This is a genomic window from Aeoliella straminimaris (genome assembly GCF_024054565.1).
GTDB classification, from domain to species: Bacteria; Planctomycetota; Planctomycetia; order Pirellulales; family Lacipirellulaceae; genus Aeoliella; species Aeoliella straminimaris.
In genome coordinates this window covers 1-21896 of sequence record NZ_JAMXLR010000023.1, presented here as the reverse complement: position 1 = coordinate 21896, position 21896 = coordinate 1, and the positions used below count along the sequence as shown (strand labels likewise).

The window sequence follows — 21896 nt, the reverse complement described above, 5'->3', positions numbered from 1 at the left end:
CACGATGTCTTTCTCGATGTCGGCGTTCATGATTCGGTGTCCTTCAGCTTGAAGGCAATATCGGTAAACGGTCCAACTGATTTGCCAAGGATGGCCACGCCAGCTTCGTGTGGGAATGGCATCTTTAGGTGGCTCTTTGCACTACCATTTAGCGCGAACGCATAGCCTTCGATGTTGGCTATACAGAAGAGGTTGTCCCGAAGCTCGACAACTATCTTGTCAGCTCTAAATGGCCACTCACCCTCGAAGTCGTCTTTTGAGATTTCTTTAGTTGGCCAGCCACTCGACTTGATTTCCTCATCGGTTCGTTTCGTCCACTTTGCCTTCTCTCTTTGCTCCAGGATATGAACTGAACGTCTGTAGTCCCGCGTACCTAACTGCTCATCTCGGAGATTCCGGAAGTCAGAGTACACAACGGAAGTCTGGCTGAGTCGCCCCTCGGAATCAGGATGATCGCCAATGGTGAACTGAAGCGCGATCGCCCTCACGAGCCTTTCAAGCTTTGCGATAATCCTCGAATGCACGCGAGGATAGTAGTCATTGTGCATCGCTTCCATGTCACCGATATAAGGAGTTGGATCCACAATGGTGGATTCAAGGGCCTCCCACTCGCTGCTGGGATCAATCGGACTGTGTGGACTCCCAGCTACGATATCCAGGTTGTAATACCTCCCAAACTTGCCAAATAGCGACAAGATGCGCACGCACCCGGCGAGCTCGTGATCGGTGGTGATGAAGTCGTACTCTGCCTGAACTAGCCGACGAGACTTACCGCCGTAAAACTCGTCCGTAATCTTCGCGAGCAGGTTCGTAAGGTCATGCCCGAGTGTCCTCATGTAGTTCATGTCGGGGAATGAGCCGTTGGCATCCTCGTAGGCAAGCGAGATGTAGCATTTCATTAGACGCTCAAGGCCGCTTGCCAGGAGCTGGTGCGGCAAGTGATAAAAATCGTTTGCCATGTCGATTTCTTGAAGCGTCCCAAAGCCTGCCACAATCAGCTTGTGCGAAGTCTCCAGTTCGGTTAGTAGGCAGCCAAAACGTTCCAGGTCGGTGCTCATCCAACTACCTCCCGAAGCATCCGGACAATGTCTTTCTCGATGTCGGCGATGTCCGCTTCGATGTCGGCAAGCGGTCGTGGCGGCTTGTATTCGTAGAAGTGACGAGTCAGCGGGATCTCGTAGCCGACGATGCCGACCCCGCCATCCTTCTCGTCCCGCTTTTCCTCGCTGATCCAGGCATCAGGGACGTGTGGCGTTACTTCCCGGGCAAAGTACTCGTAAATGTCCTCCTTGAGCGGCACATTCTCGTAGTCTCGCAACTCGGTATCGGGCTCCGGGTTGCCGTCCTTGTCGGTGCAAACGTCGGCTGATTCGTCGCGCTCACTGAATGTGGCGAGGATGGCTTTCTTTATCGGGGCTGGAATCTTGACGTCGGCGTCTTTGGCCGCTGCGGTGATGATGTCGAGGAATTCGTCGCGGTTCTTGTAGACCGTTCTTGCATGGAGCGACTCTAGCATCGCGACAAGTGCCGCCTGGTACTCCTTACCTGCCGCGACCTCGGCTTCGTGAGCCTTGGTGCCTTTCTTTTTCTTGCTCTTGGCAAGGTTCTCGAATGCTCTGACTTCCCGTAGGGCTTCGATGCGTTCGGGCGTTACCTGGAACACGAGCTTTAGCGGGCGCTCGACGGTAATTTTCCGGAATCCAAAGTCTTGGTTGTCAAAAATCTTGCTGCGGTCGCACTCAGCAAACTCGCCATAGAGGCGAGTGGTCTCCGCGATATGCTCTTCGCTGATTTCGTTCCGCTTGTTATTGAGGCTCTTCCGCATCTTCTGGTACAGATCGACGGCGTTGATGAGCTGCACCTTGCCCCGGCGTTCCTCTCGTTTGCGGTTGGTAACCACCCATACGTAGGTGAAGATGCCGGTATTGTAGAAGAGCTGGTCGGGCATCGCGATAATCGCATCGAGCCAATCGTTCTCGATAATCCAACGACGAATCTCGCTCTCGCCACTACCGGCGTCGCCGGTGAACAGCGGCGACCCGTTGAACACGATGGCGATTCGCGAGCCCCCTTTGGCGGTAGGCTTCATCTTAGAAATCATGTGCTGCAGGAATAGCAGCGAACCATCGTTGATGCGGGGCAGGCCCGCCTCGAAGCGACCGCTCGAACCGCGCTCCGCCTCGTCTCGGATAAATTTTTCGTCGGGCTTCCACTCGACTCCAAACGGCGGGTTGGCTAGCAGGTAATTGAACGTCTCGCCGCTGAACCCGTCCTTCGAGAAGCTACTGCCGAAGGCGATGTTTTTAATATCGTGGCCTTTAATGAGCATGTCGCTTCCGCAAACGGCGTACGACTCGGGGTTGTGGTCCTGGCCAAATACCTGAAGGCGGCTGTCGGGATTCAGCTCGTGAAGGTACTCGTCGGCAACTGCCAGCATTCCGCCCGTGCCGCAGGCGGGGTCGAGCAAAGTGGGTGCGATCCCTTTCTTGGTGAGGACGTCGCCATCCGGCTCGAAGAGCAGATTGACCATCAGGCGAATCACCTCACGCGGAGTAAAGTGGTCGCCCGCCGTCTCGTTGGCCGCTTCGTTAAACCGACGAATCAGCTCCTCAAAGATGTAGCCCATCTCGGTGTTGGGCACGACATTCGGGTGGAGGTCGATGTCGCAGAACTTGGAGACGACCAGAAAGAGCCGGTCGTGCTCGTCCAGCTTGGCGATTTCGTCCTCGAAGCCGAAATACTCGATGATCTTGCGGGCCGTCGAGGAAAAGCTCTTAATGTACTGCGACAGGTTGGCGGCAATCTTCGCTGGGTCGCCCTTGAGTTTCTCGAAGGTGAGCTTGCTCGTGTTGTGGAACGACTGGCCCGCCGCCCGGTTGAGAATCGGCTCCGCCTTCTCCCGCTCCACCTTGCCGCCTTTGATGCTGGCGGCTTTGGCGAGCACCTTGTCCTTGGTGGGCTCCAGCACGCAGTCGAGCCGCCGGAGCACAGTAAGGGGTAGAATTATCCGGCCATATTGATTGGGCTTGTACGGCCCACGAAGCAGGTCCGCTACGGACCAAATGAAATTGACCTTGTCGCTGAAACCGTTCGATGCCATCCGAAGTCTGCCGCATATTGGGAAAAGCCTAAAAACGCAGGAGCTACGCAAACCGCGATTGTACCTCCAAGGCGTCCGGCTAGCTACCAGAGTGGTAGGTGCTCGCCATGATGGGAAGCAATCGGTTCTGCAGGGTGTGCTGGCTGGGGGCAGTTTGCCGACCGAACTGAGGCAGCGAGGCCCTCGGCTCAAGCGGCCGACGGGGTTCTCGCTGGCATGTGCTGTTGGTAGTTTTGCTGTAGATAGTGCTGGGTGAGCATACGCATAGCATCGCCGTCACTGTGTCATTTAACTTCGCCCTGCTAAGCGGCCTATGACAACAACTGGGCGTCAATTCTATCTAGTTCCTGTTGAACCTCATCGAGAAGTGGTTTCAGGGATTGGCGAATTTGCATCATCAACGTAATTGCATTGCCGAAGTCTCCGTCCTTGTCGGTCATAGACGTTTGGTCCTTCATGGCTGCATAGTGAATATCGGGAAACTGATTGCGGACCTGATACTCCATCTTGGTCAGGATGTTTTTCGCCGCGTCGAAGTTTTGAGCAGCCACTTCGTTCGAAAGTCGGGACGATCCATTCTTCTGCAGGGTGACTCGCATCTGGCGAATCGCCTTGTACATAAGGAGAGGGTCTTCGTGTTGAAATGGTGCATCCATTACTTGGCGGTCGAAAATGCTGAGATCACGTGCGAGGTGCGAGCGGAGACCAAGTAAGACTTTGCGACGGCTGGCGAAGAGCCGCGGCATAGCCGAGGTAACGACGGAGCGGATTGACTGGATCTTGCCAAGATTGGCGACCCCGTAAATTTCTTGGAGCAAAGTGTCGAAATCAAGCACGTCGACTCGCCAATTAAAAGCCACGCCTGCGCACGTTTCAGTGATTTTGTAGGTGCCTTGCTTGGGCAGCAACGAAAACAGCTTGAAATGGTCGATATGCGCTGACAGTCCGTGAGTGTCCAGGCACTTAATAGTTTGATTGATTTTGGGAGCACCTTTTTCGGAGGTGACTTGGATGCCGATTCGATTGTGATTGTCGATAAGGTCGATGCAAGGGTAGTTGCTTTTTGAAACGTTTGTGTTCTTCAGACGCCACCCGCGAACTTCGTTCAGGAGGTCACCAACGAAGTATTCAGCGTGGACGTTGATATCAGTAAGATTGAGCGAACCGCCCGGTCGAATGTAACCTTGGAGGACGGCGAGTCCAAAGCGTATTTCTTTGCGAAGTTCTTGGATCGCCAACATTCGAGCACCCTGGTGGTTGGGAATTACTTGTTTCAAGTTGGAGACTTCCATGATTGGCAAGCCTGTTCAAGACTTCTTTATATAACTCCCATATGCTGCGCGGTCTACAAAGACCGAGGTCGTGCGTGACCAGCCTACACCGGTGCGTTCACATTCAGAACTTCTTGCACGCCCCAGCAAGTGTATTAACACCGGACCATCCTGCAATAGAATGAAAGTAGAACCCGCGCCGGTGCGAGCGGTGGCTAAGAGTGTTTACCGGTGAGTATTTCGTGAATGCCAAGGTAAATATTGCCGGTCTGTGAAGCTTCTCTGCGTTTGCGTAGCAAAAGCTGAATTAGATCAATGCGCCCTTCCAACACGGCCATAAGATCGCTGCCGTCCATGAGAATCAACATTCGTCGGCCAGAAGAGTGGGCCTTGACGCCATCCTCCGAGAAACCATTGATTGAAAGATACAACCCAAGTGTATTGTCAAGCTTTCGAGATAGTTTGCCGGCCATCCCGTCAAGATGCTTGGCGCTGACGGGTTCTGCCTGCCATTTGGCTTCCAGCAAGTAGTCAGTAGCTTCAAACGTGAAAGCACCATCAATTTGCTCACCTTCGATTCGAAATGACGCTTTGGGATCGAGGTCGAATACTTCGAACAACTCCCGAAGTATTTTTTCGAGCTTATAACCACGTTGCTGCGGATTGTCGGAACCGAGCAAGGCAAAGTATTCCTGCTTTAGTTGCTCGATGTGTTCTTTGACAGCGGCCAAAGCCATCAGTTTCTGATGCGTTTCCGCACGCCGGCGTTCTACATTCTTCTCTTCTGCTACAATGTCGCCATGTCCTTTAACTTGGTTTCTCAGTGCTGCAACAGCAGCCTCAGCTTTTTGGACCTTTTCTGCGCCGTCATCAAGACGTGCTAGGTGATTGAAATCGGTGATATTTGCAGTCTCCGTCATCAGGCGAAGCAGTTGACGCTGGTAGATGTGTTCGTTCTGCGCGAGATGGTCGACGAGTTTGGCGACGATGTTTCGCTTGTAGTCCCCCCAGTCTAGACGAGCAAGGATGGTGGAATCGCTTACGGTGTGAGTCAGGAAGCTTTGAAGGTCGGACTTATACCAATATGCGTATGTTAGCGCTTCCTTGAGCGACTGGATCGCCGCCGGCGCAATTCTCTTTGAGGGATCACTCTCTGCCATCGTACTTAGAGTTTCCTATATGGCATCGAACAAAAGTGCTTCAACGCATGGCTTCACGCTGACGCGACCGGCATTATACAGTTCTAAACAACACTTCGCCAATAATCACCGACTGCATGACTTCTGAAGAGACGGCAACTTCACGACGGCCTGGACCATATCGGCTGGCGCCGCCGGCAACACGCGGGATCAACCCCGAATGGTCGGCACTGCCCAATACCTAGCGTCTTGGCGGCATTGCGGAACGACGCCAACAAGGCTGCATACTCGGCAAATCCGTCACAGGCGGCTCCTAAGTGTATGCGGGTACTCCCTTTTTTTTGATATGGTCGTCTGCATGCGGGGTATGGTTGGATGGCCTGGCAAGAGAACACATGGCGAGAATCATGACACAGCCAAATCCCCGGACATTTGTAGTATCGGTGGCAGACGCAGCCGTCATGGTACGCATTACACCGTTTCCAGACGGCGATTACTTAATGGGTGAAAGTGACCGCGAGATTTGCGAAGACGCCCAGCGTCGCATTCACCGCGAGAAAGGCAATTTCGAACGCCTTGCCGAAAGCCTGCCGTTTGGGCCCGACCCTCTTGAAAAGCCAGCGGTTACACATAACTCGTTTGTGCTTCTCCGCAAAGCGATGGAAAAGTTGTCTCATGTACCCCCGTTTCACTCTCAAGCAAATGAAGTGGTGCACTTTTGTAAAGAGCAACTGGATCTTTATCCGGATAAACGCACGAGCGCGAAGGTGTTGGCCGCTATCAACAAGCTTGAGCTGCTACTGGAAGAGCGGTGCGGACCTTTACAGTCTTCAAGCGGGTTCTAGACAACGTTAGTCGGTCGTTAGTCCTAACTACCTGGGTGTCGGCCATGTAGCCGATTGCAGCTACTCTTGCCTACCCTGCAAGAGGTCATTTTCGGCGCAGTAAACGCGCAGTAAATGGGGTGCAAAAAAGCCGATTGCAGACATTTCATCCAGTGTATAGGATGATGGAATCCTGTTTTTTGGCTTGTTTTTGAGGGTTTCGTTTCTGCCTATTTGGCGCAGTAAATGGCTTGACATGCAAGAGGTCACAGATTCGAGTTCTGTCGTGCCCACTTGACGTAAAGTCCCACCGAATCGCGAGTTGCGTGCCCTGACGACGGTCGTCAGCGCGGTGTTTCCCAAGAGCGCAAAACGGTAGCCTACCGTTTTGGCTCCAGACGGAGACCCGCCTGATGCCAACACTACGCAACACTCTCCCCAAATACCGCAAACATCGCGGTACCGGCCAAGCAGTCGTCACCCTCTCTGGCCGCGACCACTACCTCGGCAAGCACGGCACCGCCGCCAGCCGCCGCGAGTACGATCGGCTGATTGCCGAGTGGCTCGTCAGCGGACGCCAGGAGCTGGCCGGCGACAGCGATCTATCGATCGCCGAACTGCTGACCCGCTATCTGAAACACGCCAAAGCCTACTACGAGAAGGATGGAAAGCAGACTTCCGAAGTGGCCGGCATGAAGGCCGCCATCCGCCCGCTGAAGGAGCTCTACGCCCGCACCAATGCTGCGGATTTCGGACCGCTGGCGCTCAAGGCAGTTCGCCAACGCCTGATCGAAGCCGGTTGGGCACGCTCGACCGTCAATCAGGCCATCGGCCGTATCAAGCGGATCTTCCGCTGGGCGGTGTCGGAACAATTGGTGCCTGAGAGCGTCTACGCCGCCCTGGCAACCGTGGAGGGGCTCCGACGTGGCAAGACCGCGGCTGCCGAGTCGAAGCCTATTCGCCCTGTAGAGGCGGCCGTGGTCGACGCCACGCTCCCCTGCCTGCCCGAAGTGGCGGCCGATATGGTCCGCGTGCAGCGGGCTGCCGGCATGCGTCCGTCCGAAGTCTGCATCATGCGGCCCTGCGACATCGATCGCAGCGGAGACGTCTGGCTCTACGTACCCCAGTCTCACAAGACCGAGCATCACGGGCAACGGCGGGTCGTCTGCCTCGGTCGCCAGGCCCAGGAGGTACTTCTTCGCTATCTGGCTCGCGATCCGTCCGACTATTGCTTTCAGCCGCGCGACAGCGAGGCCAAGCGGCGGGCGATTCAACATCAACAACGAGTGACCCCGCTGTCATGCGGAGATCGCCCCGGCACGAACCGAAAGCGAAAGCCAAAGCGGAAGCCGGGCAACTGCTACAACTCGGCGAGCTACGCCCGAGCGATCCATCGCGCCTGCATTAAGGCCAAGGTCGAGCCATGGAGTCCGAACCGGCTCCGACATGCTGCCGCCACCGAGGTGCGCAAACGCTTCGGACTCGAAGCCGCACAAGTCTACCTGGGCCATTCCCAAGCCAAGGTCACCGAGGTCTACGCAGAACGCGACATGGCCAAAGCAATTGAAGTCGCGCGTGAGGTCGGTTGAACCGGCCGTCAGCCTTTTGAGTGGAACTCGACAGCACCGTTGAGGTGGAACCAACTCCTCTGCTTCGGCTGGCATGGACTAGCTGAGGCCTTCTCATACAAGGAGACCAAACCGATGGCATCACTAGCGAAAGGCCCGAATGGCCGACACCGAATACTCGTAACCGTTGGCGATCGTCGCGAGACGGTCAGTCTTAACAGCAAGATTCGACGGAGCGAAGCCAAGAAGATCCTGCACCACATCGAAGAGCTCGCCACCGCGGTGAACTACGGCACTCAGCGTGCTCCGCAGACGTCTCGCTGGCTTGCCGAGTTGGCCCCCAAGTTCCGCGCCAAGCTCGCGGCCAAGGGCTTGTGTGAGGCCATAGAGTCGCCTGCTAACGTCGCACCGAAGAACCTTGGCGCCATGATCGACACCATCAAGGCCAACGAATGGGCGACTCTCGCCGACAGCACCGTGGCGATCTACGAACGTGCGTCAGACAACCTGCAGGACTACTTTGGTAGTGACCGAAAGCCCGAGTCCATCACGCTGGGCGACGCCCAGGCGTTCGTCACTTGGTTGCGTGCTCACGAGAACCTCGCGCAGGCCACAGCCAACAAACGGGCCGCCATCACCAGCAGATTCTTCCGCTCGGCCATCAGGCACAAGTGGCTTGATGAAAACCCATTCCAGGGCGTGCGGAAGACCAACGTCCCAACTGCCCGCTTCCGGTTTGTCGAGACAGCCGACGCCGAGGCGGTGCTCCAAGAACTGCCGACGCTGGAGTGGAAGCTGTTGTTTGCCCTGAGTCGCTGGGGCGGGCTGAGAGTGGCGTCCGAACCGCGGCAGCTGAAGTGGGGACACGTCGACTGGGAACAAAACCGCCTGCTGGTACCGTGCCCGAAGACTGCCAACGCGGGGCGTGCCGTCCGCGTGGTGCCGATCTTCCCCGAACTCTACCCGTTGCTTCGTGAATACTTCGAGACGTCCCAAGAGGGCGAGGAGTGGCTCCTGCCGATGCTGCGAGGTATCAGCGACGCCGCCCTGCGTCGGCCGCTACAACGGGCCATCAAGACCGCGGGCGTCGAAGTCTGGCCTCGTTTGTGGCATTCGATGCGCGCATCGCGCCAAATCGAACTAACCGACGAGTTCCCCGCCAACGTAGTAGCAGACTGGGTGGGCAACAGCTTGGCCACGGCGCAGCGGCACTACCTGCGGACAACCGACAACCATTTTGCTCGAGCCGTGGCTCGCGCGTCGTAGTCGCCAGAGGACTGCAACACTGCCAAAGATTGTAGCGACTCGCAGGGGAATTCAGAAACGTGCGCAGCTACCGGCGCAACTGATTGAATCGACACCCGGAAACGGGGATAATCGAACCGCAACAATTCACCGAGCTCCGGGATTGATCCCCCGCAGAGCGACCCGCCGGTAAACCGTGGTATCTACCATCCTCCACGGCAAGCCGGCTGGTTGGCTCGGTAAACTCGAAATGGATGGAATTGCCATGGATTACCCACTAAAGCCAAGTGGACACCGTCGTCATGAACTCACCCGCCTAAGCGGTCTATCTCTGGAGGAACAACTGCAGAAAGTGGGCAAAGCCGCCAAAGCGGTGATTGCCCACTATGGCGAAGACGTCCATCCCAGCAAATCTCAAGCGATACTAATCGAGAAGGCGGCGAACGAACTTCTGCAGTACCTCGAGTCGAATCCTGATCCCGAAGTATCGCGGGCGATAAAAAATGCCCTTGCCCTCGGGGGTAGTTTTGAGCGTCTGTGTGATACTGCATCCGGTGCGTTCGACGCGTGGCTGCGCGACTCAAGAGAAGCTTCAAAGAGTCGCGATAGAACCAAGAAGTTCAGCAATGGCGGACAACACCATCGCTTCGATCCACCGAAGTGTAGAAAGTGGTTCGATGATGCGGTCCGCCTGTATGGCACGAAGAATGTTTCTGAATTGGTGCGTCGAATTAACGACATGAAGGACAAATCTACGCGACGTTTCGGGCGAACCGCTGTTGAAAATGAGCTCGCTCGCCGCGGCCTACTTGACAGTAAGTAGCTAGTCGCAATTTTTTTTGTCGTACTAAGTACTTAGTCGCAGCGGGTTGTCGCGGAAAAACCCTCTGATTGCCGTAATGATTAAGGGCGTGCAAACAATGCTTTGCACGCCCTTTCTTTGTTTCCAGACCCAACCGGAGGCGTTCCCTCATGTTCCGCAATCTGGCATTCGCTGCCCTAGTTCTCGCTCTGCTGGCCTACCTGCTCGCCTCGGTCGCAAATCTCGCCATTGTGGCCACGCTGTTGCCGCTCGGCATGGTCCTACTCGCTGAGCAGCGCCTCAGCCTCGGTAAGCTCGCCCGACAAGAGGGGCTGAACCCCACCACCGTCTGGCGATGGTCGACCCGCGGTGTCCGTGGCGTGAAGCTCGAAACCATGAACATCGGCGCCCGTCGCTTCACCACCCAGGAAGCCTACGAGCGGTTCGTTGAGCGAAGCACCGCTGTCGCCAATGGTACGCCCATCCCCCAGCGTACTGCGAAGCAAAAAGAATCGGCCATCGATCGTGCCGAGGCCGAACTCGAGAAGGAACTGGCTTCTTAATTCTCTCCACCAAGCCCCGCTCCCGCGGCCGGCGCGTAAAAGTGCCCCGCGGAAGCACCACCCTCCGCGGGGCTAATCTCAAGGACACCTACAAAATGCAGGCTACCACAAAAGTTGCGTCCGCGAAACCAACGAAGTCGGTCGAAGACAAAATAGCCGCCCTCCGGCGGCTGATAGATCAATCGGACGATTTTACACAAGAAGGTCTGTTGTTGCAGCTGTTGTTTGAGTTGCACCGCCAGCGGCTCGCGCGGAGGGCAATATGACCGAGATCAACCGCCCCCGTGATCCTGAGGCCGAAAAGTGGACCATCGCTTCCATGTTGATTAATGGCGCCACCGCCCCGGAGGTGTTCGCCACAGTCCAGCCTGACGACTTTGACGATGAGCTAGGGCAGGCGGCCGCGTGGGCTTGCCATGATGCTCTGCAGGCAGGTGAACCCATCGACGCGAAACTGGTTCTCCGCCGGATGCGAGCCAGCGGTGGTGATGTTGGTGAGTTGGCCCGCGAGTACATTGCCGAACTGCTCGAGGAAATCCCCACCGCCGCACACGCTCGCCTTTACGCGATAAAGGTAGCCGAGGCTGCCCGTCAGCGTCGGTTGCTCGAGCTGGGGCTTCGCGTCACGCACGAGGCTAGCAATGGGCAAGGATCGGAAGAGATTCTAACCAGATTGTTGTCGGACGCCTCGGCCATTGTCGACCGAAATAGCTGTCGGGGCGACCCGTATAAGGACTGGCAGGAGTCGCTGACCAACTTTGATCGCATGACCTATTGGGAGCCTGGTGGCAACAATAGCCAACTGAACCGCCTGAACATCGGCCCCGAGCAATTGATTCTCGTAGGTGCTGTGCCTGGGGCAGGGAAGACTGCGCTCGCCATGCAGTTGACCTTCAACATTCTCATGGAGAATTTAGAAACCGTTGCTTTGGTAGCGAACTGCGAGATGCCACCGGGTGTACTCCTCGACCGGCAACTGGCTCGCATCGCCCAGGTGCCCTACAGCGTTGTTCGAGACCGCCAGTATCGAGGCGCAACCCTCGACAAGGTCATGAAGGCCTCGGAGTTCCTGCTTAGCCAGAAGCCACGCCTGCACTTCATGGGACCACCCTTCACAATGGCCCGCCTCAAGGCCCTCTCGGCCAGCGTAGGAGCCTCCATTGTTGTCTGCGACTACATCCAGCGATTCCGCCCTTCCACCGAGTCAACCGACCAGCGGCAACGCGTTAGCGACGTTATGAGCGACTGCCGAGAGATCGCCATGCAGGGCCCGGCGGTGCTCGCCATCAGCGCGATGAGCAGGCAGGGTCAGTTCCGGGAGTCGAGCGAGTGCGAGTACGCCTGCGACACAGGGTTCATCCTGCAAGACGTCGAACACCAGGACCCCAAGGTCGACGGCAGGCAGTTGGAAGCCAAGTGCATCAAGAACCGTCATGGCGCGATGGGGGACATCGAATTGACATTTGTAGGTCGCTTCCAGGAGCACATCGCCCCGCCGGAGGTGTCAGAGTGGGATGAATTCGCTGAGTATAGTGGGGAGGCGTCGCTTGCATGATCGATCGCATCGACGCGAATATGGACGAACTGCGGCGGCAAGTCACCGCTCGGCGGGTACCATTGCGGAATGGGCACCACGAGAGCAACGGCAGGCCGCTACGCACGCGAGCAGATTCTCGGTTTACCGAGTTCAACATCTTCGTCGACCTGCACCTCGCCAACCTGAAGCAGTCCGACGCCATGGTGTGGATCATCATTTGGCGACATGTCGACAAGCGGACGGGCACTGCGATTTTGACCCACGCTCGGATCGGAGAAGCTGCTGGCCTGCAACGTCGAGCAGTCACCAACGTGATACGAAGGCTGGCCGAATCCGGCTACATCGAGGTGGTGCGGAAGGGTGCAGCCGACCGCTCGCCAAGCGTGTTCAAACCCACATTGCCCCCACCGCAGACAGGTGCACCACGGTGCACCCCTACAGGTGCACCGTGACGACCATAACAGGTGCACCACGGTGCGCCCAATACAGAAAGACAGAAGGGAAGCCGCGCAAAAGCGGGCTTCCCCCGGAAGAAAAAATGACCACCGCACACCACCAACCAGCGCCGAGAACCGCTCGCACGAATCCATTCCGCTCTCGGCTGCACCGATCGCTCGGCGGCCAGTACCGAGCTCCCCAGGTGAGCGACCTCAACCAGGAGAGCATCCACGCCGAGGAAGCCGCCGTCGCCTTCGAGCGCGAGCGGTGGCGGGCCATCGAGGTGAATCGGCTGGGTGAGCCCGCCAACCCATTTTGAGGTCCAACAATGAAAACCACTTCCACAATACCGAAGGAAGCCGATACAATGCATTCTGAAGAATCACCCCTTGGGGGGAGGGGGGGCCGACCCACTACAACAGCGCTAAACCTTGATTGCCGCAAGCTCAAAGATCTGCGTCTGATCAAGCGGGCTGTCCGTGACGGTTGGCCTGTCCACCGGGCCGATCGCCCTATCCTCATCGACAAGGTCGTGGAGATTGTCAGCGACGAAAGTTTGAGCGCCCGCCACCGCCTCACAGCGATGGAGATCTGCGTGCTGATGGTAAAGCAGAACCACGCGAGAAGAGATAGTGCGCTCAATTCTGTGTTAGGTGTTGCGCCGGACGACGAAGATTGTTGATCTTTTTCGGCATTTTTGGAGGGTGTACGAGTCTGAAGGGGACAGCAACCCAACGATCTCCCAAGGCATCTGCAAAACATCAGCTTCTCGTTCAGCTCGCTGGGTTCAACAGCAGCGAAAAAGAGCTCCGCATTGCCTTTGGACGACTGCGACGAAGAAAACGGCTCGATTCAGTACGTACCTGGTAGCCACCGCTGGGACTTGTTGCCACAAGGGGAACTAGCTGGCAATATGACAGACGGCCAGCGCGATGCCCTTGAGAACCCCGTGGTGGTGAAGGCCCGCCGTGGCGAGGCGACGTTTCATCATCCGTTGACGGTCCATGGATCGCAGGCCAACCTTAGCGATCGACCGCGGCGGGTAGCGGTAGTCAACTTCGTGGCCGATGGCGTGAAGAGCGATTCGGACGAACCGCTCCTTGTACATGGCAGCCCCCTCAACAATTCACGTACTTCACCGGGTTCTGGCTGCCTCGCTTGAAGTACTCCTCCACCGATCGATTCAGGTATTTCCGTCGAATCTCTTCGGGGGCCAGGATGCCGACGAATTCCCAGCGATGCGATTTGGCTTTATTGCCGTGATAGTCGTCGTAGCGCATCGAGGAGCCTCCGGGTAGCCAGTACGTCACTTCGTACACTTCACGTACGATGCCCTGGTAGACGCCGAAGACGTATTTCACCTCGTCCTTCTTAGCGCCCAGTACCCAGGCACTACGTGTGGCGTCGTATAGCTCGATGGGTGACATCCCATAGTGAAACGCCCGACTGATGTTCACCAGCAGTACCGGGTCGGTAATTTTGGCGGGACGGGAATCCAATCGATCAACAATCTCCTGAACGCTGGCCCGCGCGCCATAGCGAGTGCCATGCCCGCGGGCGGCGTTGGTGAGGTTCGATATGTCCAGCAGATCGATGGCCGTGGCTTCGACCAGCAGCGCCTCCTTCTCGGTCAGGCCGTACTTCAGTATCTCGATCCGCGGCTCCAGATTCAATTTCTTCAGCTCGGTGATCCGCCGCACCTTGTCGCAATCTCGCAACTCGCCGAGGTGGGAAAACGCCCGATTGGCCTTGCCCTTACCAATGTAGAAAACCTGCTCGTTGCGGGGATCGATGTAGAGGTAGACGTAGTATTTGAGTTTCTCGACGACTTTGGGACTGAAGCGATTCATCGGGGGCACCTGCCACTGGCTGACTTTATCGGCTCGAAATACTGGACCGTCCTGGCAATTACAATTACCGCGAGACCATGAAGGGCGTCTTCCTAGGAGTCCTCGTCACCGGTTTGACGCTTCAATTCGTCCAAGGTGCGACCATGCTCGTCTCTCCATTCCGTCCAGCCGTTTGCGTTACGGCCCATTACGATGATGGCTGCCCGGCTGGGGGTCTTAAACAGATGGTCCTTTTGAAATACCAATCGTCCGCCGATTTCCTTGAGCACTCCCGATTCGAGCAGTGAATCTCGCGACTTTCCAAGGTTCCACTTCTCGAACGAAGCCGTTGTATTGGTCCTGCCACTGGACCCCGCCAGCACCACGAAGCCTTCGCTCGTGTAGAGGCCACGTGCATCAGCTTCTGAACCACGGCAGTAGAACAGTTCCTGCTCATCGGTTTTCGATTCAGCACTTGCCACCGGCGTGAACACGGGGTACCCCAGCGTGCTCAGTAGAGTCTTGGCGGTGTCAAAGATTTCAATGCAGTCGGCCTCCATGGGGGCCGGGGTGTGAGGTCGACTCCCGGCGTTGCCGTTTTCATCGGCGCAACGACCTGCCTCGCGACACTCGGTAAGGCAGTACCATTCAAGAAACACTGCGTGAGTCTGCGTCAAATTGTTTGTAAGTGACACGACGATCAATGCCCGCTCCCAGAAGTCTTTCTCGGCGTTATGTCGACGCATTCGACTCTTCAGATCGCCAGTCTGGCCGATGTAAACTCGTTGATCCGTGTCGTCCTCTTCACCGAACAGGAAATAGAGAGCAACCTGGTTCGCTTCCGGCATCGCCAGAAACTCATTTAACAGGCTTCGCGGCACCTCGATCACCCGCATGATTCGCGTAGTAATCTCGGCGACACGTATGCCTTGAGGATCGCCCGCGGGCAGGAAGATTTGTATTGTCTTGGGCGGTGCAGTCATGTTAGTTACTCAGTCAGAAGTCGATGGAATGACACCACGGTCACGAGCAGCCATCTGTCTGTCAATGCCAGACTCAATTGGCATTATCTTCCTCCGTCTTGCGTCCCAGCCAGGCGATTAAGTCTTCGTAGCCTGGTTGCCAAAGCGAGTTGACGTGCTTCGCCGCGCCATCCAGGTCTGGATAGACCGTCATGTTGTTGATGTTCATCTTGTTGAGTGTGATCAAGCACGCATCCCTGTCAGCCTTGGTGGTTGGTATCTTGATCTTAATAAAGTACGCCGTCTTGTCTTCATCCGCACAGACTTCGCGGACAATGGACTCCAAGTCTTCGTTTCTCGGCAGCTTCAGGAACAGCCCCGCTTGACCTATCAAGCGGACATTCTCGTCAGTGTGTGGTGAGAGCAGAGAAACGCGATTCCGCATCTCTTTCTTCTCCAGCAAACTAGTCGAAAAAGCATAGACTCCGCGAAACTGGGAGTCGCTATTCCCTTCAAAGGCGAAGAACAGTGCAGCAAAGGGGGCCAGTGTCCAATCGAGCAGTGGAGTCTTAAGCCCATAGTGCTGTCCCAGAGCCCAGCATTCGTCGTCATTCAGCTCTGGGGAATGATGGCCTCGCCGACCGCGCATCGCGTGGCGAAAAGCGGCTAGTTGCTGCGAGTGGGTAAGTGGGGGGCAGTTGAAGAATTCTGGGTTTCCTCCACTGAGGTTCTTTCGCTTTGGGTAGACTTCCTCATGACGATCGATACTCGATCGGAGCTGCCAGTCAAAGTCTGATTGGCCTCGGTAAACAAACGCGGGGCCATGGAGAAATCTGCTGGAAATAAAAGGCTGAAAGTCCTCCCACGAGTTGAGTTGGATTTCCTCGACTCCCCGTTCAATCGGATTGCGATTCATGAACGATTCTCGCACACTAGGGTCTTTACTCGGGCAACTCGAAACCGACAGTGCCTTGCAGCACCGCGCGAGTGGCGGCAATAGCTTCATCGGTGTTCTGGAACGTGCTTACGAGTTCAGCAAAATCAGTTTTACTGTTGGCGTCTCTTCGCCCAAACGCGGCGAGGCACGCGCGTGCTTGGGCAAGCGACTTTCGATTGGATTGTCCACGGCATGCACTTCTCGAAATACAGCGCGCAATTAAGTTCCAAACGCCTCGAATTGTGAATCTGGCAGATTCCCCAAAAACTCCACCGGGGAGTGTCAGACTCCGATCGGCCAGCATGCAAAGAAACTCGCTTGCGGCATCCGATTGGGTGATGCCTTTATCTTGGCAAGAATGATGGTCGATACAACATCGATTCGCATGATGCTCTACGAAATCGATTTGTTGACCGCTGCCAAGAAGTAGATCGCTCTCAAGCATGACTTCGAGACAGTAATTGCCGTTCCACCAATGTTCGTCGGTAGTCGCGTCCCACAACCATGGCCCCCGTTCATTTTGCGGATCGAATTTGCGCAGTTCGTTGTGCTCGATGTCCGTAATCAAAAGCCGACAAGCATGAGGACTATAATCCATTGCCTCGACCCAATACACCTTCTTGCCGGTAATGAGCGAGCGCCAGTCCAACGTGAATTTCACATTGCCATAGCGGTAACCGCCCGCATTGGTCCAATCGTTCGGGGACAGCCATACGACCCGTGTCCGTGTAACATTTAGGCAGCTCGCATCGAACACTAAGTCTGCCCGGACTGAGCCATCTTCAATGACCCTCACGGCATTCTTCAAGTGGGTCACGTGGGAAACAGTTTTCAGGGGTACGCGACTCGCATCAAAGCGCTCGAATTCCGTGCCGTTTCCAACTGCGTAGTACTCTGGATTGACCTCTAAACGATTCGCCATGGTTACACCCCCTCCAGTACCCCGTGAATAGCCGCTTCCAGTAGTTCCTGCGTCGTCTGCCCGCGGGATTCGAGCTGTGTGGCAATGCCGTCCAATTCAGCCAGCAGGCCGTCCACCTTGGCGACGATTCGCTTTTGTTCGGCTAGCGGTGGCACATGGAGATAGAAGTTGTACTGGGCCTTGATCGATACGAAATCTCGCGTCGTTTGTCCCTTAACGTTATCCACCTGCCGACGAAATGCCCGACTCAGCAAGAAGATGCGTAAATAGCGATTGTCGAATATCCGGCTGTTGACGCGGTAATAGGTAGTTTGTGGTGTGAGAATGCAATCCCGTTCGCAGATGGCAACCCGTCCCACGCTCCCTTTGTGCGTGTAGATCACGTCATTTGGCTTTGCGAATCCGACTCGAAGCCTGGCAAGCACATCTCCCGAGACCTTGTACGCACTGTCGTAATCGATTCCACCCGTCTCGTTAACTTGAGCGGCCGTGATGAAGGGAAGACCCTCCGCTGTAAACTCGGCGACCTTAGGGTGGTTTGCACCATGGTTACCATCTTTCAAGTCGTTAATCGCGCCTAGATGAAGCAGTCTCGCCGTCGACGCAATACTCCAACTGACTGGTAGACTCTCCTCAGCTAAAAAGTCGGGGCGCGGTACATTCAACGGGACACTACGCCGGACGTTGGGATTGCCACCACTCGCTTCAAGTTGCTCCAGCAACACCTCCGCCGGTTCATCCTCCGGGTCCTGCGGGACCAGCTTCCCTTGCACGGCTAACTGCAAAATCGTCTGCCGCAGGTCGCCGAGGGTTTCGGGCACGGAGTACAAGGAGTCGAAGTGGTCGTTCACCCGTTGCCAGGAGCGCTCGAGTTCGCTGCGGGTGGTGCTGCTGGTGACGTGCGCCAGCGCGCTGCGGCTGGCGGCGGTGCGGACTTCGCCGCGGCGGGTGTTCTGGGTCTCCAGCTCATCGCACAGCTTCATCAACCGATAGACTCGCTCTTGGACAGAGCGGTTCACGATGGGAATCGGCACCTCACACACCTTCTTTATGGTGAGGCTAACATTGGCTGTCCCGACCATGCGAGACACGAGCAACTCCTCCTTGAAGGCCGATAAATACTCGTAGAGAAATCTGGCAGATAACAGCTCGTGGTCCAACGGAGTAATGGCACATAGAATGTTACCCAGCGCAAATTTGCCTTCTTGGTAGTGAAGCCGCTTTAGGCTTGCATGACCATGGCCTGTGGAAGAGACAAGTGGGACAATCGCAGCGGGTGAGTCGAACTGATAGTCAACATGGCTGCCTCTTTGCTCTCCGGTAGTGACTAGCGGGTACGGCCCCGGTTCCGCCTTTTGAATCGGAATCGCTCCCTTCTCCACAGCACAGACTTCTGATGTTCTTGCCCAGCTGAGGTGGCGACAATTGCCGAACGGAAGCTCATTCAACTCCACTTCGGTGGCACCTGTTCCCCTAGTTTTTTTCGGTTTCGGTGCCGCAGCACGGAGCTTTGCTAGCATCTCTAGCGCAGCTTCCGTCTCCCTCGCCTCAGGCGCCATGTGCCCAGACAGTGCTAGTGCAAGAATCTTGCGTCGAACACCGTTTAGGCCCAATTGCGTGCAAGTAAGTTGGTCAAGATTGTCTAGGACCATCTTGGCCGTCGTGTCGCCCCTTGCTGTGCAATCCATCGTTGCCGAATCCGCCATCGTTACTCGCCCCCCAACGCCGTGGCGAGTTCGGAACGCAGGCGGCCTAGCGTCTCTTGGATTCCGCTCTCAACCGCATGCAATTCGGCCAGCAGCTCATCGGGATCGCCCGGGCCGGTGTCGGCGTTGTGCGGGTTCTTGATGTCGAGGTTGTAGCCCGCCGCGGCGATCTCCTTGGCCGAGACCTTCCAGGCTTGCTCGTTTGCCTTGCGACCTTTGTACCCGCCGCGGGCGTCGGGCTTCCCCCACCACTGGCGCTCCGACTCGAACTCGTCGAGCCGGATTGGCTTGGTCTTGTTGTAGCTCTTCGCGCCGGGCGGGTAGGGGTGCTCGTAGTACCAGATGTCCTTTGTGGGTTCGCCCTTGGTGAAGAACAGCAGGTTGGTCTTGATGCCGGTGTACGGGTTGAACACGCCGTTGGGCAGCCGCACGATGGTGTGCAGGTTGCACTCGGTCAAGAGCCGCTCCTTGATCCGCGTCTTCACACCTTCGCCGAACAGCGTGCCGTCGGGCAGGACGATCGCCCCCCGGCCGCCCGGCTTTAGCCGGTGCATGATGAGCACCAGGAACAGGTCGGCCGTCTCGCGGGTTTGAAACGCCTTGGGGAAGTTCAGCTCGATGCCGTCTTCCTCCATGCCACCAAACGGCGGGTTGGTGACCACCACGTCGACGCGATCTTTCGGGCCGTAGTCCCGCAACGGGCGGCTGAGCGTGTTGTCGTGCCGAATGTTGGCGGGCACCTCGATGCCATGCAGCAGCATGTTGGTGATGCACAGAATGTGCGGCAGGTGCTTCTTCTCCACGCCATGGATCGACGCCTGCAGTTTTTCCTCTTGCTTGCCCGTTTTCACATCGTGAGTGCGAACGTGTTCGATGGCGGCGGTGAGAAAGCCGCCGGTGCCACAGGCGGGGTCGAGGATCGACTCGCCGAGCTTGGGATTGGTCCGCTCGACCATGAACTGCGTGACGGCGCGGGGTGTGTAAAATTCGCCGGCGTGGCCGGCCGACTGCAGGTCTTTGAGAATCTGCTCGTACACGTCGCCGAACAGGTGGCGGTCCTTGCTGTTGTTGAAGTCGACCTGGTTGATCTTGTTGACCACCTGTCGCATCAACGTGCCATTCTTCATGTAGTTATTGGCATCGTCGAACGCCATGCGAATGACGCTGGACCGCGGATTGCCACCCGCCCCGGTGGGCAGGTTCTTCAGTTCTTTGAGCAGCTTGTTGTCGACAAAGTCGAGCAGCGTATCGCCGGTCATGCCCTCTTCGTCCGCCGCCCAGTTCCGCCAGCGGAATTTGTCTTTGAGTGGCGACTGGTAGTCGTCCTGCAGCAGTTCCTCTTCGGCTTCCCGGTCGTCGAGTATTTTGAGGAAGAACATCCACGCCAACTGCTCAATCCGCTGGGCATCCCCATAGGTGCCCGCGTCCTTGCGCATGATGTCCTGGATGGATTTAACGGTGGTGGATATGGACATAATTAATCAAGGACTAGAAAGCGGGGCACGATCGGGAAATAGTTGCAGCAGCGCGGCGATGTCGTTCATCGAAGTGATGAAACCATCAATAATTCCCTCCTTGTCTCTGTAGCGAAGTTTCATCTCGGTCTGCGGGAGTTGGATTGCAGAGACAATTTCGTCTACTGAGTGACCGGAATGCGCTGCAAGACGCTCGACGATAAATTGCAAATGCAGCTTGTCGGCCAGTGGTGGTCTACATCGGGAGAACGACATCCAAATCCGCGGTGAGCCACCTTGGCCTAAGATGGAGCAGGAAATGGCCCCCGTGCCAGTGATGTATACTTCATCGAACTTGGGCTTAACGGCATGAATAATCTCTTCCACAAGGGCGTCGACCCGCTCCTCTGCTGTCTCGAAGCTTTCTTCGTTCATTACCGACAATCCTCCGACGACGGAGTTTTCAAATTTAGCTACCACCCTTGGCGGCTTGGAAGATTCTGGGGCTTCCTCGGTTCATGATCGACTCGACAGAAGTGTGAAAAGACGCCCCACATCAGTAAATGACCTAATGTACCCTGAGCCAACCTCTCCGTCATCGTAGGGCCTGCAGGTCAGCGATGGCGATACGGCAGCCAGAACCTCATCTCGTGGACGACCGCAGTACGCGGCGATGCGATCGAGGTAAAACTCGGCGTACAAGCCTTTGTCGGGTTTGCTCAACGCCGGGTACAAGCTCAGCATGGCAAACTTTGACGCCCCATTGGGCCCAATGCCATCGAAAGCGATATTGCTACGTGTCGTGCGGACTGCATCAAACTTGGACTGGGCTGCAGTGGCAATCGCGCGATAGACCTCGCCAACTCCATGTTCATTGGCAAGCTCCTGCAACTCTTCGAGCGTGAGAGGAGGCTTCCGCGTCGTGCCGACCTGCTTGCGTGCCTCGGCTTCGGCGGTTTGGCCGATCACACGAGGAACCAGCGTCTTCAAGCCCTGGCCGACAAAGTGGCGTATCTCCACAGCCAGCACTTCCGCGGGGTCCATCTGCTCGTTGAGGAACTCCACGACGCGCTGGAGTTCCTTGGGAATCACGTCGGCGACGAACAACAGTCGGACGCGGCCCGCTTGCAGGTTCGTCTTCACTTGCTGCCAGAACCAGGATGCATCCTGGTCTTCGCCTAAGAACTGTTCTAGCCGCTCATGTGGCTGAACACCGTCCTGATCGCACTGCCGCTCGAACTCTGCTTGCAGTTGCTCTAGGGGCCAATGGACAACACCATTGGCGGCGTAGTCGAGCATTTGCCCAACAACCTCCCGTCGGATTCGCGTATCGCTGCTCCGTTTCACCTCGACGAGTGTGGGAATGCCATCCTGATCGACAAATAAATGGTCGAGAGACCAGCGATCGGCACCGTCTCGCTCGTCCGCGACTCCCATTTCCCGTTTGATCAACAACCACCTCCGCGGCGAGTCGCTTCGTATCTGGTCACCGGCCAAGAGGTCGGGGTATCGCTCGAGCAATGTCTGAAAATCGTCCTCGGTGTCGAAGTCCTGCTGGTTCATCTCGACCAGCCGCCCATCGTCCTGGAGGTTGAAGAT

At 56.5% G+C, this 21896-nt stretch carries 22 protein-coding genes; 10 read left to right on the top strand and 12 right to left on the bottom strand.

What is annotated here, in order from left to right; translation table 11 throughout:
• Nucleotides 1-26: 26 nt before the first annotated feature.
• From NG895_RS05370 to NG895_RS05355, 4 genes are all read right to left on the bottom strand, one after another.
• The gene (locus NG895_RS05370) at nt 27-1058 is read right to left on the bottom strand and encodes a hypothetical protein (RefSeq protein ID WP_252851437.1); all 1032 of its coding nucleotides are present in this window, start codon (nt 1056-1058) and stop codon (nt 27-29) included.
• The gene (locus NG895_RS05365) at nt 1055-3100 is read right to left on the bottom strand and encodes a type I restriction-modification system subunit M (RefSeq protein ID WP_252851436.1); all 2046 of its coding nucleotides are present in this window, start codon (nt 3098-3100) and stop codon (nt 1055-1057) included. Before NG895_RS05365 ends, NG895_RS05370 begins: the two co-directional genes overlap by 4 nt.
• Nucleotides 3101-3411: 311 nt before the next feature.
• Nucleotides 3412-4392: an SMEK domain-containing protein gene (locus NG895_RS05360; RefSeq protein ID WP_252851435.1), complete on the bottom strand. Its 981-nt coding sequence runs from the start codon at nt 4390-4392 to the stop codon at nt 3412-3414.
• 194 nt (nt 4393-4586) lie between these two features.
• Entirely contained in the window at nt 4587-5531 is a 945-nt protein-coding gene (locus NG895_RS05355; protein ID WP_252851434.1) for a hypothetical protein, read from the bottom strand.
• Between the two features lie 374 nt (nt 5532-5905).
• On the opposite strand from NG895_RS05355, the gene NG895_RS05350 reads away from it, so the two are divergent.
• The 10 genes from NG895_RS05350 to NG895_RS05305 all read left to right on the top strand — a co-directional run bounded on the left by NG895_RS05350 (nt 5906) and on the right by NG895_RS05305 (nt 13649).
• Nucleotides 5906-6355, top strand: a complete 450-nt coding sequence (locus tag NG895_RS05350) for a hypothetical protein (protein WP_252851433.1) — start codon at nt 5906-5908, stop codon at nt 6353-6355.
• Nucleotides 6356-6747: 392 nt separating this feature from the next.
• Nucleotides 6748-7923, top strand: coding sequence for a tyrosine-type recombinase/integrase (locus NG895_RS05345; RefSeq protein ID WP_252851432.1), 1176 nt, complete (start codon nt 6748-6750; stop codon nt 7921-7923).
• Between the two features lie 114 nt (nt 7924-8037).
• A complete protein-coding gene (locus NG895_RS05340; RefSeq protein ID WP_252851431.1) occupies nt 8038-9168 on the top strand; it encodes a tyrosine-type recombinase/integrase in 1131 nt (376 codons plus the stop codon).
• Between the two features lie 229 nt (nt 9169-9397).
• Entirely contained in the window at nt 9398-9970 is a 573-nt protein-coding gene (locus NG895_RS05335) for a hypothetical protein (RefSeq protein ID WP_252851430.1), read from the top strand.
• A gap of 149 nt (nt 9971-10119) precedes the next feature.
• Complete coding sequence (locus NG895_RS05330; RefSeq protein ID WP_252851429.1) at nt 10120-10512, top strand: DUF1580 domain-containing protein; 393 nt, start codon at nt 10120-10122, stop codon at nt 10510-10512.
• A gap of 262 nt (nt 10513-10774) precedes the next feature.
• Nucleotides 10775-12067 (top strand): DnaB-like helicase C-terminal domain-containing protein, encoded by a 1293-nt coding sequence (locus tag NG895_RS05325; protein ID WP_252851428.1) that lies wholly within the window; start codon nt 10775-10777, stop codon nt 12065-12067.
• The gene (locus tag NG895_RS05320) at nt 12064-12501 is read left to right on the top strand and encodes a helix-turn-helix domain-containing protein (RefSeq protein ID WP_252851427.1); all 438 of its coding nucleotides are present in this window, start codon (nt 12064-12066) and stop codon (nt 12499-12501) included. Before NG895_RS05325 ends, NG895_RS05320 begins: the two co-directional genes overlap by 4 nt.
• Before the next feature lie 86 nt (nt 12502-12587).
• Complete coding sequence (locus tag NG895_RS05315; RefSeq protein ID WP_252851426.1) at nt 12588-12806, top strand: hypothetical protein; 219 nt, start codon at nt 12588-12590, stop codon at nt 12804-12806.
• Between the two features lie 9 nt (nt 12807-12815).
• Nucleotides 12816-13169 carry a hypothetical protein gene (locus tag NG895_RS05310; RefSeq protein ID WP_252851425.1) on the top strand — a complete coding sequence of 118 codons (354 nt, stop codon included), beginning with the start codon at nt 12816-12818 and terminating at the stop codon, nt 13167-13169.
• Nucleotides 13170-13301: 132 nt separating this feature from the next.
• Nucleotides 13302-13649, top strand: coding sequence for a phytanoyl-CoA dioxygenase family protein (locus tag NG895_RS05305; protein WP_252851424.1), 348 nt, complete (start codon nt 13302-13304; stop codon nt 13647-13649).
• On the opposite strand, the gene NG895_RS05300 is transcribed toward NG895_RS05305, so the two are convergent.
• From NG895_RS05300 to NG895_RS05265, 8 genes are all read right to left on the bottom strand, one after another.
• Nucleotides 13606-14337 (bottom strand): LEM-3-like GIY-YIG domain-containing protein, encoded by a 732-nt coding sequence (locus NG895_RS05300; RefSeq protein WP_252851423.1) that lies wholly within the window; start codon nt 14335-14337, stop codon nt 13606-13608. The genes NG895_RS05305 and NG895_RS05300 overlap by 44 nt on opposite strands.
• 92 nt (nt 14338-14429) lie before the next feature.
• Nucleotides 14430-15299 (bottom strand): GIY-YIG nuclease family protein, encoded by an 870-nt coding sequence (locus NG895_RS05295; RefSeq protein ID WP_252851422.1) that lies wholly within the window; start codon nt 15297-15299, stop codon nt 14430-14432.
• 73 nt (nt 15300-15372) lie between these two features.
• Nucleotides 15373-16194, bottom strand: a complete 822-nt coding sequence (locus tag NG895_RS05290; protein WP_252851421.1) for an FRG domain-containing protein — start codon at nt 16192-16194, stop codon at nt 15373-15375.
• 25 nt (nt 16195-16219) lie between these two features.
• Nucleotides 16220-17137 (bottom strand): hypothetical protein, encoded by a 918-nt coding sequence (locus NG895_RS05285; RefSeq protein ID WP_252851420.1) that lies wholly within the window; start codon nt 17135-17137, stop codon nt 16220-16222.
• 2 nt (nt 17138-17139) lie between these two features.
• Complete coding sequence (locus NG895_RS05280; RefSeq protein ID WP_252851419.1) at nt 17140-18657, bottom strand: restriction endonuclease subunit S; 1518 nt, start codon at nt 18655-18657, stop codon at nt 17140-17142.
• Nucleotides 18658-18845: 188 nt separating this feature from the next.
• Nucleotides 18846-20318: a type I restriction-modification system subunit M gene (locus tag NG895_RS05275; RefSeq protein WP_252851418.1), complete on the bottom strand. Its 1473-nt coding sequence runs from the start codon at nt 20316-20318 to the stop codon at nt 18846-18848.
• A 6-nt stretch (nt 20319-20324) separates the two neighbouring features.
• Nucleotides 20325-20732, bottom strand: coding sequence for a hypothetical protein (locus tag NG895_RS05270; protein WP_252851417.1), 408 nt, complete (start codon nt 20730-20732; stop codon nt 20325-20327).
• 81 nt (nt 20733-20813) lie between these two features.
• On the bottom strand, nt 20814-21896 hold a 1083-nt coding region (locus NG895_RS05265; protein WP_252851416.1), incomplete at its 5' end, for a hypothetical protein.